Source organism: Pleomorphochaeta naphthae (assembly GCF_055396005.1).
The window spans coordinates 2,812,980-2,828,628 of record NZ_AP042457.1 but is presented as its reverse complement, the minus strand read 5'-3'; the positions used below and the strand labels follow the sequence as shown (position 1 = coordinate 2,828,628).

Genomic DNA, 15,649 nt, shown 5'->3' with positions numbered 1-15,649 from the left:
TACTTAAATATTAGAGGCAAAAATGAATAGTAAAACTGCTGTAATTGGTATTGTTGGGGAAATCTCTCCTCCGTCTCCTTCTTCTGCCTTTCAACAATTCAAAAGACAAGGTTGTGTTGACACTTATACGAGAGCGATTGAAAAAGTTAATGCAATACCAATTATCTTACCATATATTAAAGAATATAATTCAGACACAATCAAAACTCTAATTTCTAAAATTGATGGCCTATTAATCCCTGGAGGAATAGATATTGACCCTTCTATATATGGAGAAGGCCGCGTTAGTGAATGTCAAAATAGCAACAAAGAGTTTGATATATATTGTATAGATATAATTAAAGAAACAGTAAAAGAAAAAAAACCTATCCTAGGCATCTGTAGGGGATGTCAACTTTTAAATGTAGCTCTAGGGGGTACTTTGTTCCAAGATCAAAATTTAGATAATAGAGAATCTAAAGAATTCAATCATTTAGCGTTAGATTATATTGATACGGTTAGTCATAAAATCATAATAAATAAAGACTCAAAACTAAATAGGATTTTTAATAAAAGAGTATTAAGTGTTAATAGCTTACATCATCAAAGTATAAATAAAGTTGGAAACGACTTAGTCCTCTCTGCTCTAAGTCTAGATGGTTTAGTTGAAGCTATTGAAGGTGAAGATTCTTCATCCTTTTGTATAGGAGTACAATGGCATCCTGAAACATTATTTACTAAAGACGAATCAATGGCACCTCTTTTTAAAGCCTTAATTGATTCAATTTAATTTTTTTGATTTCCCATTATGAAAAACGGATTGATTTATTACAAACCAATCCGTATTATTTATAATTAAAAATTAAACTTCTAATCTAGTTTTCTTCTGCGATTTGTCTTGCCATTTCAGCACCTAATTCAAAAGCTTTTTTCTTATCTTCTTCACTAGGGGAACCTTGATATTCAACTTCACCAATAAAATCTAATTTCATAGATTCAACAAATGGTAAGAATTGTTTCAAAGCTCCTCCAGACCATCCATAAGAACCGAATCTAGCAATTTTCCTATTTGTAATATGAGATCGATCCATTTGATCTAAAACACTGTACATAGGAGGGAACATTTTATATTCGTAAGTAGGCATACCTACAATAATTCCTTCACTCCTCCAAGCTTTTTCAAGAACAAAAGATTCATGAGTTTGTGGAACTTGCATCACGTGAACTTTAATACCCGGAACGCTTTCAATTCCTGAAAGAATACTATCGACTAAAGCTTGAGTATTACCATACATACTAGACCAAACTAAAGTAATTTCTTTTTCTCTTTTACCTTTAGCGTAAGATGCTAATCTCTTATAAATTGAAATAGCTTTTTCAGGATGTTCTCTCCAAATTACACCGTGAGAGGGGCAAATAACATTAACATCTACAGTTTCTAATTTACTTATTGCTCTTAAACAGAAAGCAGAAAAAGAACTTATAATATTTGCATAATATCTCTCTGTTTCTGGAATGAGTAAATCCCATTCTTCTTTTGTTAATTCATCATCAAAACTATTTTCATATACACCATAAGAACCAAAACCATCACAAGAAAATAAGATTTTATCTTCTACTAAGTAAGTCATCATTGTTTCTGGCCAGTGAACATTAGGAGTCATGAAGAATTTTAAAGTTTTGTCACCTAAATCTAAAGTTTCGCCATCTTCAACTGCATGAATATTTGTTTTTAAATTGTAAAAAGCATCTAATAAAGGAACTGCTTTTTTAGAACAAAAAATCTTAACATCAGGATTCTTCTTTACAATATCAGCTAAAGCGCCAGTATGATCTGGTTCCATATGATTTACTACTAAGTAATCAATTCCTTTATCTTTAATATCTAATGAATCAAGTTCAGAATTTACCTCTTGTTCCGCACCATCCCAATCTTTGACATAATCAATTAATACAGTTTTTTCACTACCTTTTATTAGGTATGAATTAATCATTACACCTTTAGGAATAGGCCATATTCCTTCAAATAATTCTTTACAACAAACTGTAGCAGGTAAGCGAAAAACATTTTCAATTATTTTATCTGGCTTCATTTATATATCTCCTAAAATATTATTCAATAACGAAATAAAAATAATTATTCTATTGAATTATACACGTTCTTTTCAATTAAAACATAGTTAAAATATTTAAACAAGAACTAAAATGATGAATTTTAATTTTTTATATCAAACTGTTAGCCTAAGCTAATGAAACATTAAATCTTCTTTCAATATTTTTAATTTGATGTTCTAATTCTCTATAATTTGGACATACTTTCTCTAATTTTGAGTAGAAATTCTTACTATGATTTTTTTCCAAAATATGCACTAACTCATGGAAAATAACATAATCAATACAAGAAGAAGGAAGCATCGCTAATCTAAAAGAAAAATTGATATTGTCTTTTGCTGAACATGAACCCCATCTCGTATTCGATTTTTGTATTTTTATATTTTGAATTAAAGGTTTAAAGTCTTTAAATGCAATATTTTCTTCAAATTTTCTCAATATAATATCTCTAGTTCTACTTTTATAATATTGAACAATTGCTAATTCTATCTGATCTTTTGAATTGTTATTTATATAAAGTTGTATCTCCTTTTTCTCATCATTTAAAATGATATTAGATACAATTTTATTAATGTTTTTAAAAGAAGAATCCTTAACATTAATTAATTTTAATTTGTATAGTTTTCCATCTAATAAAAAAAGATCTCCATCTGTAAAAGTATGTTTTCTAGTACTAGGATTATTTTCTAACTTATCAATATTATCCTCTATCCATTTCTTATTCTTGCAAACAAATTCTTCTATTTTTTGAGTGGAAACATTTTTAGGTGCACTTACAACAATTCTTTGATCTCTTTTAATAGAAATAGTGATTCCTTTATACTTATTTGATTTAATTATTTTATAATTGTTTTGTTTTTCTGTATCTAACATAGACGATTGTTTTTTTTCTCTTTATAATAATTTTCATGAATGATTTTAATAGTATTAATTTAAACCTTTTTCAACCTATTGTTTATAATAAAGAATCAAACTCCTTAGCACAAGATATAGAAACCGCTTATCTATTATTAATAAAAAAACTTGATAAAAGTAAAACAGCATCTGAAGCTTGTATAAATATTAAATATTTTTGTGAAGATAAAATATCCTTTGAAATTACAGAATTTGGTTTTGCAGATCAACCAAGTAAAGAAGTTGTAGAAGCTGTAAATAAGGGAGAAGAAATTCCTTTAGTTGAACACGATATGGAAATTCCACCAGGAAAATATAAATTCATACAACTTCCTTTTCTCCCAACTCAAGAAAATTTATTTTCTACATTGATGCAAATTACTTGTTCTAATAATGTAAAAAACAGTGGTAATTTTTATTTAAGATTATTAAAAGAAAATGCCATAACTATAATAGCTCAAATTATTTTAACATTAGAAAAATAATGGGATTAGAAAAGGAACAAGTAGTGTCATTACTATCCCATGATACATCGTTGGTATCATAAAAGATGGTCCAAACTGCGTAGTTAAAATTGGAAGGGTTACATCCATAGTTGTGGCCCCTCCGATACAAACAGAAGGATAATAAAAACGTCTGCCAAATTTTGCTAGAAAAGGAATTAAAAAGAAAGAAAAACTTTCTCTAAAAATATTACTTAAAAAAGATATAGAGCCTAGAAGCGGGTAACCCAAATCCGTAATCATAATCCCAGATAAGCTATACCAACCAAAACCTGAAGAAAGGCCTAAACTTTCTTTAATTGTGAAATTCGTAAAAAAAGGTAAGAAGAGAGAGCCTAAATATGTTCCAATTATAGTCCATAAAGGTAGTAATAATAAAATAGGAGAAGAGAAAATTTCTGTTACTTTTATTTTAGAATTTATTATTCCCATACCTGAACAAAATAATAAACAATATAATAAATACGTGATTATTGAAGAGGTATACCAATTAAAAAAGGGAGTAAATAATCTCAATAACATTCCTAAAATAACTGTCATTATTAATATTAAAGGTTCTTTTACAATGTATATAATACGTATAAACCAATGTTTTTTAACTTGAATTTTTGCTTCATCACTTAGTTGAGCATTGTATAAAGAATTAATATCACTACTAGTTATATTACTGTCAGTATTTTTAATAGTACCGTCTTCATTTACTATTCTTGATTTTTTAAAATCTATTAAAAAGGAAGCTATTGTAGCTATAATAATTGTCCCCAAAACTGAAAAAGTTGTTACCATCAAAGCTTGTATACCAATAGTATTTAATTGCGACAAAATATTATCAATTGATCCTGTATTTATCCCCATAAAAAATAATAATAAATATAATATGATACCTGAAAGAAAATTTACTTTTTTTAAAGCTTTTTCAGGTAATTTTTTTCCTACAAAGAATCCTAGAACTAGGGCAAAAATTAATTTTGATAAATACATAATTGTTTCCATAAAAGAAACCATAGTAGAAATACTTAGTTAAATCAATAAAAACTAAAACATTTCTATAACATAATATATAAAATCACTTTACGTATTCCATATTGAAGAGTATATTTTTATTCATGAACATTGAAAAAAAAAGTGATACCGTCCATTTAATTAAATTTAAAGATAATAGTGAACTACTATTAATTGGAACAGCCCACATTTCTAAAGAAAGTGTAAATGAGGTTAATTCATATATTGAAGAATATAAACCTGATAGGATTTGTATTGAATTAGATAAGACTAGATATAGTAATAAAAAAGATAGTCAAACTTGGTCAAACAAAACAATTACTAAAGTTTTAAAAGAAGGAAAAGGTTTTTTACTTCTTGCTAATATGGCTTTAGCGTCCTTTCAAAAAAGAATGGGAAATAGTACTGGTATTAAACCAGGAGAAGAAATCCTAAAGGCAGCTAAATTAGCTGAAGAGAAAAAAATACCCTTTTCTTTTTGTGATAGAGAAATTCAAACAACATTTAAAAGGGCTTGGAGAAAATCTAATTTTTGGAATAAAATGAAATTACTAGCTACTTTAATTTCAGCTGCTTTTAGTAAAGAAGAAATATCTGAAGAAGAACTTGCTGAACTTAAAAAAGCAGATGTTCTTGAAACTATGCTCAATGAAATGGCTAAAGAATTACCAACGATTAAAGAAGTCTTAATTGATGAAAGAGATTTATATTTAGCCACTAGTATGTATACTGCAAAAGGGGAGAGAAAACTTGGTGTCATTGGTGCTGGGCATACCCAAGGAATTTTAAATAATTTAAAAGCTCTAGATGAAGAAAAATTATCAAAAGATATCACAAAAATTTCTTCTGTCCCTAAACCAAGTAAAGTTGCCAAATCTTTAACCTATCTTATTCCAATTGTCATTATTGGAATTATAGTATATGGCTTTGCACACTCTGGTTGGGATAAAGGTATTACCTTATTTAGTTATTGGGTTATAGTTAATGCTATTTTTACTGGAATTGGAGGAATTGTAGCTTTAGCACATCCACTAAATATAATTATTAGTATGCTAGCTGCCCCATTTACAAGTTTAAACCCAACAATTGGTGTTGGGATTGTTTCAGGTCTTTTGGAACTAAAGCTCAGAAAACCTAGTGTAAAAGATTTTGATAAAATGAGCGATGATGCACTTTCTCTAAAAGGTTGGTACAAAAATAGAGCACTCCATGGCTTGTATGTGTTTTTCATTTGTTCGATAGGTTCTGCTATAGGAACTTTTATAGGATTTCCTGTCCTATTAAATATATTAGCTTAAAATAATATAACAAACTTATTATATAAAACTTCTTACTAGATATATCTAATAAGAAGTTTTTTTTTATACTATGCTTAATACTTCAGTTATATGATGGCATTTATAACTTTTTATTTTTGTAGATGAAGTAGTATGAGGACTAACAACTTCTTCAAATCCCATATCTATAGCAGCCTTAATTCGTTTACTACTAAAATTAACAGGTCTAACTTCTCCGGCTAAACTTAATTCACCAAAGGCTATACAACTTTCTCTAAAAACTTCACCTTTCAAAGAAGAAGTTAATGCAATAGCTAAAGCCAATTCGATTGATACTTCTTTTAATTTAATTCCTCCACCAACATTCACATATATATCACAATCACTAAAACGAAGATTTGCATGTCTTTCTAAAATAGCAGCAACTCTTGTTACACGTGAAACATCTATACGATCACTATAAATTCTCGAATATCCACTTTTTGCAGGAATGGTTAAAGCTTGTATTTCTACTATAAATGTTCTAGATCCTTCAATTACCGAAGTAAAAGCAATTCCAGGAGGCAAATGGCCTTTTGCTCTTTTATTTAAAAATAGACCAGAAGGATTAGCAACAACAGAAAGTCCCTTCTCCCCCATTGTAAAAATTCCTAATTCATCTACTGAACCAAATCTATTCTTTACTGCCCGAACTATACGAACTCCATTCGTTGTTTGATCAAAATATAAAACGGTATCAACAAGATGTTCAACAATTTTTGGACCCGCAATAGTACCATCCTTTGTTACATGTCCTATAAAAAATAAAGAAGCTCCGCTCTTTTTTGCTTCACCAATTAATTCCATAGCACAACTTCGCATTTGTGTTGATGATCCAGCCATAGAAGTAATTTGAGAAGAAGATAAAGTTTGCAAAGAATCAATTACTATAATCTGTGGTTTTAACTCATCTATTACTGTTAATAAATTTTCAACTTTTGTATCATTATATATATAGATTTTAGAAGAATTTAATTTTAATCTATTAGCTCTCTGTTTGATTTGAGAAGATGATTCTTCTCCACTTACATATAAAACTTTATAAGAGGTAGAACAATTTGCCACAGTTTGAAGCATTAAAGTAGATTTACCTATACCAGGTTCTCCTCCTAATAAAATAGCAGAACCTTTCATTATCCCACCACCAAGTACGCGGTCAAATTCATTGAACCCTGTATGGAATCTCATTTCATCTTCTATTTCTATTTCATCGAGCACTAAGGGTTTATTAGTTTTAGAAATATTTACCCTTTTTCCAACTTTTTCTTTTTCTTCAATAGCTTGTTCTTCAAACGAATTCCAACTTCCACAAGATGTACAACGACCCATCCATTTTGATTCAACCTTACCACATTCACTACAAACATATCTAATATTTTTATTTCTCATAAGACTATCCTAATATTTATAATAAATATTATATCATAAATTGTTTTTTTGCTTTAAAAAAAACATCCCAACTTTTAGTAAGCTGAGATGCTATAATATTTATTTTTTAAAATTTAAAATTTAATTAACTCAACATTGAAAATTAAATATGCATTAGGAGGAATTACTCCTGGGTATCCGGCTTCACCATAACCTAATTCTGGTGGAATAATTAAAGTTCTATTTTCACCTTTTGTCATTGTTTGAAGAGCTTCATTCCAGCCTTCAATAACAGTTCCAATTTGGAAAGTTGCTGGAACACCTCTAGCTTTTGAAGAATCAAAAACTTTTCCATCTAATAATTTTCCTTCATAATGAACAGTTACAGAATCACCCATTTTTGGACTTTCTCCATTGTTCCCTTCTTTATTGATAACGTAAAGAAGACCTGAATCAGTTTCAATTGCTTTAGGATAAGCTTTTTTAATTGATTTTAAAACTGTAGCACGTTGTTTCTTTAATTTCTCTAATTTTAGCTTTTGAGAATTTTTTACTAAATCATCAAACTTTTCACGTGAAACATCAAAAGCTTTAGCAGCTTCACCAACTCTTTCTATAGAAATTGAATTAATTCTATCATCTTGTTTGATGGAATTTACAACATCCATTCCTTCAACTACGTTTCCGAATACTGTATGTTTATCATCAAGCCATGGAGTCTCTACATGTGTTATAAAAAATTGAGATCCGTTTGTACCAGGTCCAGCATTTGCCATTGATAAAATTCCAGGACTATTATGTCTCAAAGTAGAATCGAATTCATCTGGGAATTTATAACCAGGACCACCAGTGCCTGTTCCTAAAGGGCAACCACCTTGGATCATGAAATTATCAATAACTCTATGGAAATTTAAACCGTCGTAAAAAGGCTCTCCATCATTAAAAATTCCTTCAGCTAAACCTACAAAATTCATTACGGTCATAGGTGTTTTTTCAAATTCTAGATTCAATATTATATCACCTTTATCTGTATTGATAATCGCATATAATCCATCAGTTAAGTTTTTACTCATTTTAATTTACTCCTTATATTTCAAACAAATCTCTACCATTAGATAACTTTTGAAATAAATTTTCTAATTCTTTTTCATTATTATAAGATAACACAATTTTACCTTTATTCAAATCACCTTTAATTTCTACTTTATTTCCAACTGCTTGAATAAATTTATCTTGTATTTCAACAATTTCTGAATCTATAGGATTTACTTTTTCTTTTTTAGTTTTTTTATCAGAGAGAACATCTCTATGGCCTTTATTTAATTCTTTAGCTATTTTTTCTGCTTCTCTAACAGACACATTATCCTTAGTTAATTTTTCCATTAATAAAATCCTATCTGCAGGATTAACTAATGATAACAAAGCTCGAGCATGTCCTGGACTATATTCACCATTAATAAGACCGTCTTGCATGACCTTTGGAAGTTGTAATAATCTCATACTATTACTAATAGCAGAACGGCTTTTCCCAATTTTTGTTGCAAGTTCTTCTTGTGTTATACCAGTTTCTTGAATAAGGAAAGAATATGCAGAAGCTTCTTCAATTGGATTTAAATCTTCTCTTTGTATATTTTCTATTAATGCTATTTCGAGTCGACTTTCGTGAGTAAATTTTTTAACAATAACAGGAATTCTTTCTAAACCTGCTAATTTTGCAGCTCTAAACCTACGTTCACCTGCAATGATTGAAAACATATTATTATCTACTTCTTCAACAAGGATAGGTTGTAATATTCCTTGCTCCTTTATTGATTGAGCCAATTCTTTTAAAGCGTTTTCGTTAAAATATTTTCTTGGTTGATCTTTATTTATTTTTATTTGTTTAATTGAGACATGAAGAATCAAATTAGATTCATGGGTTGTTTTTGTTGTGCTATCTACTTTATTTGAAAAAATTCCTTCAATAGAATAGCCATCAATTAAAGAGCCCATGCCTTTTCCTAAACCTTTTTTCTTGTTATTCAACACGTTCTATTACCTCCTGAGCAAACTTATAATATGCTTTCGAGCCAGAACAGCTTTTATCATAAGCGAAAATGGGTAGGCCATGCGATGGTGCTTCAGAGAGCCTAACATTTCGTGGGATCTTAGTTTTAAATGTCAAAGTTGGAAAATATTCAGAGACATCTTCAACAACATCATTAGCTAGCTTTGTTCTTTTACTAAACATAGTAAAAAGAATACCCAAGACTTCTAAATCTGGATTTAAATTTCTTTTTATACTTATTATAGTTCTCATTAAAGAATTCAGTCCTTCCATTGCTAAATATTCACATTGCATTGGAATAATTACATGTTTTGCCCATGCTAAAGTATTAATTGTAACTAAACCTAGGGAAGGTGGACAATCTCCAATTATATAATCATACATATTATCTAATTTAGAAAAAGTTTCTTTGACAAAAAAGTTTCTATCTTCAAAATCTACAAGTTCGATATTTAAACCTGCTAAATCAATATTAGCAGTAATTATATCTAAATTATTGAAATTAGTTTTTTGACAAGCTTCAACTACAGATACTTGCTTAGTAAGGATCTCATAAGTTCCAGGAGCACTATTATCAGCAGAAAGAGAACTAGAAAGATTTCCTTGAGAGTCAAAGTCAATTAAGAGAACTTTTTTACCTAACATGGCTAAAGCTGCTCCAACATTAACTACACTAGTAGTTTTACCTACCCCACCTTTTTGATTTAAAAAAATTATTTTTTTAGCACTCATAGTATAAATATAAGGTATATATCTAATATTGTCAGTAATTAAAATTAAAATACTAGTAAAGTAATTGAATTTTCTAGACGATTAAAAAAATTTTTAGTATACTTGCTACATATTAATTTAAATATAGGAGATAACAATGGAAGATAAAGTAAAATCCGCTATTGAAGATATTCGCCCTTCATTACAGAATGATGGTGGAGATATAGAATTTATTAAATTAGACGGAAAAACAGTTTTTGTTTCTTTACAAGGTGCTTGTGCAGGTTGCCCAATGTCTCAAATGACACTCAAAGGTGGTGTTGAAAGATATTTACGCGACAAAGTTGATTCAGAAATCGTAGTAGAAAATGTTTAACGTGAAACATTAATTTTCAAATTATAAATTTCAATAAAAAATACATTGCATTTATGTAGTGTATTTTTTTTATTTAAAGTTTTAGTGTACAAAATGCAAAAGTAGAGTTAAAATACTTTAGTCTTCTGTTATTTACTTACCCATTTTTTGTAAAAAAACAAAATTTGGGTATTTTTTTATTAAAAAATAACTTCAAATCTTTAATTTACTTTAAGGCCTTCTACGTTTTTAATATATAGTAATTATAAATATAAAATCTATCAAAAATAATATAGAAATAATTCTTTATTACACAAGGAATTATAATTATATTTTGACTAACACGCTTCTATATAACAGTACAGATTTTAATAAATTAAACTTTTTATAATATCACTATAAGTATAAAAAAATCACCCATTGTAATTAATGAGTGACTTTTTTTGGTAATATTATTACCTTTCTTTATTTCTTAATAATATCGAAGTTATTCTTTATCATTATTTTCTTGCTCAGTAACAACTTGATCGGTAGCATCAACATCTATTGATTCGATTTCACTACCTTCAGCTTCTTCTTCGTCATAATTTGTTGAAGCTAAAGCAACAATACTATCATCTTTGCTCTTTAGCGTTACAACTCTAACACCGCTAGCATTCCTTCCTTGAGTTGAAATATCTTTTACATGAATTCTAATAGTTTGACCTAACATTGTTACACAAACTATATCATTTTCTTCATTTACAGATACTGCATTAATAATAGTACTACTCTTATCTCCAATTCTAAAGATCTTTTGACCTTGGGTACCTCTATGGTGATTCATAAATTGATCATAAGAAACTTGTTTACCTTTACCTTTTTCAGTAACCATTAACACTCTCTTAGCTGGATCAACTTTTAATAAGCCGGCAACATTATCATCGCCTCTTAATTTAATACCACGTACACCGTGCGTTGCTCTACCCATAGCTCTAACATCGGTAGCATTCATTCTAAGGGCTAAACCATTCTTAGTAACTAACATGACATCATCTTCATCTTGAACAAATTCGCAATGAAGTAATTCATCACCCTCATCTAAAATAATAGCAATAACACCTTTAGCTCTAGCATTTTTAAATAAATCTAATCTACATCTCTTAACAACGCCAAATTTGGTAGCAACCATTAAGTATTTCTTTTCATCAAATTCTTTGAAATTGAATATTGTAGTTATCTTTTCATCAGAATTTAACTGTAGTAAATTCTTTATACTAGATCCTTTAGCATTCTTTGAAGCCTCTGGAATTTGGAATACTTTAGTATAATAAGCCTTACCGGCATCAGTAACATACATAACATATTCATGGGTTGAAGCAACAAACATATGTTCAACAAAATCAGCTTCTTGTAATTTTGTTGTTCTAGAACCCTTTCCAGCTCTACCTTGAGCTTTATATTCTTCAACAGGAATTCGTTTTGCAAAACCTTTATTGCTAATTAAAACAACAACATCTTCTTCTTTAATGAAATCTTCCAAATTACTTTGTCCAATTTCTTCAGGATGAATCTTAGTTAACCTTCTATCTTTTGCACCAACTCTTAAAGCTAATTCTTTAGTTTCATCAGATACAACTTGTAAAATTTTTTGCTCATCAGCTAACAAGGAAGTATAATAATTAATCTTTTTCTCAAGCTCTGCTAACTCTTCTAAAATTTTACTTGCTTCTAATTGTGATAAACGGCCAAGTTTCATATCGATAATAGCTTGAGCTTGAATATCATCTAAAGCAAAATTTTCCATCAATCTATCACAAGCTATAGTATTATTTGCACTGCTTTTAATAATACTTATTACTTCATCAATATTATCTAAACCAATCTTAAGACCTTTTAATATATGGGCTCTTTCTTGAGCTTTTTTTAAATCATACTTTGTTCTTCTTGTTACTACATCTTCTCTATGTTTAATGTAATAAACAAGCATTTCTTTAAGATTTAATAATTTTGGTCTACCATTAACTAAGGCTAAGTTATTTACATTAAAATTTGTTTGAAGAGCTGTTTTAGCAAATAATAAATTTAAAACTACAATTGCTTGGGCCCCTGTTTTTAATTCAACAACAAGACGAATACCATTTCTATCTGATTCATCTTTTACTGCAGCAATACCAGGAATTATATTATCTTTTCTTAAATTATCAATCTTCTTTACTAATTCAGATTTATTTACTTGATACGGAATTTCAGAAAAAACAATTTGATCTCTACCTTTATCTGGAGTTTCTATTTCATAAGAGGCTCTAATAACAATTTTTCCTCTTCCTGTAGTAAAAGCATCTCTAATACCATTTAGACCACATATATTTGCCCCTGTTGGGAAATCAGGTCCTTTGATATAGTTTCTCATTAATTCATCGATTGTTATATCTGGATCCTGAATTACAGCCTCAATTGCTGAACATATTTCAGTAATATTATGAGGAGCCATATTTGTTGCCATACCAACAGCAATACCACTTGAACCATTAGCTAATAAAAAAGGAAAAGCTGCCGGAAGTACAGTTGGCTCAGTCATAGAATCATCATAGTTTGGCCCGAAATCTACAGTATTTTTATTAATATCTGTAAGCATTTCTTCACCGATTTTACTCATTTTTGATTCAGTATATCTCATAGCTGCTGGTGGATCTCCATCAATGGAACCGAAGTTTCCTTGCGGAGATACAACAGGATATCTTAAAGAGAAATCCTGAGCTAATCTAACTAGAGCTTCATAAACGGAACTATCTCCATGTGGGTGATATTTACCTAAAACGTCACCAACTATCCTAGCACATTTTTTATAACTACTATTGGCTCTTAATCCCATATCATACATATCATATAAAATACGTCTATGAACAGGTTTTAAACCATCTCTTACATCTGGTAAAGCACGAGAGACAATAACAGACATAGCATAATTTAAATAAGACTCTTTCATCTCTTTTGAAACGTCTACATCTATTATTCTTTCGTTTTTTTCAATTATTTGATCATCATCCATACAGATATCCTTTTAAACGTCTAAATTAGAAACATATTCAGCATTTGCATCAATAAATTCTCTTCTTGGTGCAACATCTTCACCCATCAACATAGAGAAAACTCTATCAGCCTCTTCGGCATCTTCTAACCTTATTCTACTAATCATTCTTGTTTCTGGGTTCATTGTAGTTTCCCAAAGTTGTTCTGGGTTCATTTCACCAAGACCTTTATATCTTTGTATTGATACACCTTTTGAATTATCAGTAATATTATTGTCTTCAAGAATTTTAACTCTAGCTTCTTCGTCATAGGCATAGAAAACTTTTTTATTTATTGTAATTTTATAAAGAGGAGGCATAGCAAAATAAACATATCCAGCCTCAATTAAAGGTCTCATATATCTAAAGAAGAAGGTTAATAATAAGGTTCTAATATGAGAACCATCAACATCAGCATCTGCCATAATAATAACTTTATGATAACGAACTTTATCAATTTCAAAAGTTACATTTTCAACATCATCTTCTTCATTCTCTATATTATTATAGCGAGTAACACCAGCCCCTAAAGTTTGAATAATAGGTTGAAGTTTATCATTTCCTATTACCTTATATTCTTGAGCTTTTTCAACATTAAGCATTTTTCCCCATAAAGGTAAAATTGCTTGGAAAGATCTATCTCTTCCTTGTTTAGCTGAACCACCTGCTGAATCTCCCTCAACTATATATACTTCACATTTTGCTGGATCTTTTTCTGAACAAACAGCTAATTTGCCAGGTAAACCACCACCATCACTTTTCTTTCTTATTTGTTCTCTTGCTTTTCTTGCAGCAATTCTTCCTTGTGCAGCACTAATTATTTTAATTAAAATAATTTCGGCTACTGAAGGAAATTCATCAAAATAATTACCTAGTTTTTCATAAACAAGAGATTGTACCAAACCAGATACAGCAGAGTTACCTAGTTTCATTTTAGTTTGACCTTCAAATTGAGGTTCTGGCATTTTTACAGATACAATAGCTGTTAAACCTTCTGCAATATCTGAAGAATCTAATTTTTCATTAAACTTTTTTAATAATTTAGTATTTTTTTGTAATTGGTTATTAATAGTTCTAGCTAAACCACTCTTAAAACCAGTAAGGTGAGTTCCACCTTCTTTGGTATTAATATTATTAACAAAGGTAATAATTTTTTGATCATATTTATCATTATATTGAAGAGCAATTTCAACTCTAATATTGTCCTTCTCTCCTTCAAATGAAATTGGAGTTTCATGAAGAACTTTTTTATATTCATTTAAATAGGAAGCAAATTGAGCTATTCCACCTTCAGCATGAAAAACCTCATTTTTAACTTCATCTTCATTTCTTTTATCACAAATCGAGATTTTGATACCTTTATTTAAAAAAGCTAATTCTCTAAATCTTGTTGCTAAAGTTTCATAACTAAAGCTATTTCTTTCCATGATTGAAAAATCAGGAGTAAAAGTTATAATAGTTCCATTTTTATCAGTACTACCAACTTTAACTACATCATGTTGAGGAACACCTTTTTTGTAAACTTGTTTATAACAGAAAGAATCTCTAAAAACATTAACTTCTAAATAATCAGATAATGCATTTACACAAGACACACCAACACCATGGAGTCCACCAGAAACTTTATATGAGTTTTTATCAAACTTACCACCTGCGTGTAATTGAGTTAAAACAACTTCTAAAGTACTTTTCTTTTCTGTTGGGTGTAATTCAACTGGAATACCTCTACCATTATCTTCAACAATACAAATTTCTCTACCTTGGCTATCTAAATCAAGAGTAACCTTAATAGTATCACAATAGCCAGCCATTGCTTCATCAATACTGTTATCAATAACTTCATATACTAGATGATGTAGCCCCTCAATACCTGTGGAACCAATATACATACCAGGTCTTTTTCTAACAGCTTCCAAACCTTTTAAAACCTGGATATTACCTGCACCATAATCATTTCTTTTATTAGTATCTGAAGTTTCTATAAAATCTTCTGCTGATGCTACAGACTCATCCTTTTTCATATCTTCTATCATGTTAAGTCCTTATTTGTGCGGAGAAAATTAATAAAAAAAAAGAGAAAACTCCTATTACATATATTAATATTATTGCACATATTTTAGGTTTATTCTTTTTACTATTAAATATAATTAATAGAAGAAGATTTTATTATAAAAATAAAATACCTTTTAACTCTTTTATTATAACAAAATCAAGAGTAAGTTACAAGTAATTTCACCCATATATAAAAGGAAGTAAATTCTTTTATAAAAAATAAATATATCTTTTTTTTTATAACAAAATGAACTTTTTTT

13 protein-coding genes are annotated in these 15,649 nt (G+C 29.1%); 4 read left to right on the top strand and 9 right to left on the bottom strand.

Features of this window, described 5'->3' with window-relative positions:
* The first annotated feature begins 22 nt into the window (after positions 1-22).
* Positions 23-769, top strand: coding sequence for a gamma-glutamyl-gamma-aminobutyrate hydrolase family protein (locus ACZ5SO_RS12860; protein WP_464625126.1), 747 nt, complete (start codon positions 23-25; stop codon positions 767-769).
* 85 nt (positions 770-854) lie between these two features.
* Here ACZ5SO_RS12860 and ACZ5SO_RS12855 read toward each other — a convergent pair whose 3' ends face one another.
* Positions 855-2,072: an FprA family A-type flavoprotein gene (locus tag ACZ5SO_RS12855; RefSeq protein ID WP_464625124.1), complete on the bottom strand. Its 1,218-nt coding sequence runs from the start codon at positions 2,070-2,072 to the stop codon at positions 855-857.
* A gap of 148 nt (positions 2,073-2,220) precedes the next feature.
* The gene (locus ACZ5SO_RS12850) at positions 2,221-2,964 is read right to left on the bottom strand and encodes a M48 family metallopeptidase (protein ID WP_464625123.1); all 744 of its coding nucleotides are present in this window, start codon (positions 2,962-2,964) and stop codon (positions 2,221-2,223) included.
* Positions 2,965-2,999: 35 nt separating this feature from the next.
* Here ACZ5SO_RS12850 and ACZ5SO_RS12845 point away from each other — a divergent pair, with 35 nt between their 5' ends.
* Positions 3,000-3,470 carry a hypothetical protein gene (locus tag ACZ5SO_RS12845; RefSeq protein WP_464625121.1) on the top strand — a complete coding sequence of 157 codons (471 nt, stop codon included), beginning with the start codon at positions 3,000-3,002 and terminating at the stop codon, positions 3,468-3,470.
* Here the strand turns inward: ACZ5SO_RS12845 and ACZ5SO_RS12840 are convergent.
* Positions 3,459-4,481, bottom strand: coding sequence for a LysO family transporter (locus tag ACZ5SO_RS12840; protein ID WP_464625119.1), 1,023 nt, complete (start codon positions 4,479-4,481; stop codon positions 3,459-3,461). The two genes, ACZ5SO_RS12845 and ACZ5SO_RS12840, sit on opposite strands and share 12 nt — an antisense overlap.
* Positions 4,482-4,594: 113 nt before the next feature.
* On the opposite strand from ACZ5SO_RS12840, the gene ACZ5SO_RS12835 reads away from it, so the two are divergent.
* Complete coding sequence (locus ACZ5SO_RS12835) at positions 4,595-5,788, top strand: TraB/GumN family protein (protein WP_464625118.1); 1,194 nt, start codon at positions 4,595-4,597, stop codon at positions 5,786-5,788.
* A gap of 63 nt (positions 5,789-5,851) precedes the next feature.
* Here the strand turns inward: ACZ5SO_RS12835 and radA are convergent, their stop codons facing one another.
* The 4 genes from radA to ACZ5SO_RS12815 form a co-directional block, all read right to left on the bottom strand.
* Positions 5,852-7,195 (bottom strand): DNA repair protein RadA, encoded by a 1,344-nt coding sequence (gene radA, locus ACZ5SO_RS12830; RefSeq protein WP_464625117.1) that lies wholly within the window; start codon positions 7,193-7,195, stop codon positions 5,852-5,854.
* A gap of 113 nt (positions 7,196-7,308) precedes the next feature.
* On the bottom strand, positions 7,309-8,247 hold the full coding sequence (locus tag ACZ5SO_RS12825) for a peptidylprolyl isomerase (RefSeq protein WP_464625116.1): 939 nt from the start codon (positions 8,245-8,247) through the stop codon (positions 7,309-7,311).
* 13 nt (positions 8,248-8,260) lie between these two features.
* A complete protein-coding gene (locus ACZ5SO_RS12820; RefSeq protein WP_464625115.1) occupies positions 8,261-9,199 on the bottom strand; it encodes a ParB/RepB/Spo0J family partition protein in 939 nt (312 codons plus the stop codon).
* Positions 9,192-9,953: a ParA family protein gene (locus ACZ5SO_RS12815; protein WP_464625114.1), complete on the bottom strand. Its 762-nt coding sequence runs from the start codon at positions 9,951-9,953 to the stop codon at positions 9,192-9,194. Before ACZ5SO_RS12815 ends, ACZ5SO_RS12820 begins: the two co-directional genes overlap by 8 nt.
* Before the next feature lie 136 nt (positions 9,954-10,089).
* On the opposite strand from ACZ5SO_RS12815, the gene ACZ5SO_RS12810 reads away from it, so the two are divergent.
* Entirely contained in the window at positions 10,090-10,308 is a 219-nt protein-coding gene (locus tag ACZ5SO_RS12810) for a NifU family protein (RefSeq protein WP_464625113.1), read from the top strand.
* Between the two features lie 466 nt (positions 10,309-10,774).
* On the opposite strand, the gene gyrA is transcribed toward ACZ5SO_RS12810, so the two are convergent.
* Together gyrA and gyrB are read right to left on the bottom strand one after the other, a co-directional pair.
* Positions 10,775-13,318: a DNA topoisomerase (ATP-hydrolyzing) subunit A gene (gene gyrA / locus ACZ5SO_RS12805; RefSeq protein ID WP_464625111.1), complete on the bottom strand. Its 2,544-nt coding sequence runs from the start codon at positions 13,316-13,318 to the stop codon at positions 10,775-10,777.
* A 12-nt stretch (positions 13,319-13,330) separates the two neighbouring features.
* Complete coding sequence (gene gyrB / locus ACZ5SO_RS12800) at positions 13,331-15,370, bottom strand: DNA topoisomerase (ATP-hydrolyzing) subunit B (RefSeq protein ID WP_464625110.1); 2,040 nt, start codon at positions 15,368-15,370, stop codon at positions 13,331-13,333.
* Positions 15,371-15,649 lie beyond the last annotated feature (279 nt).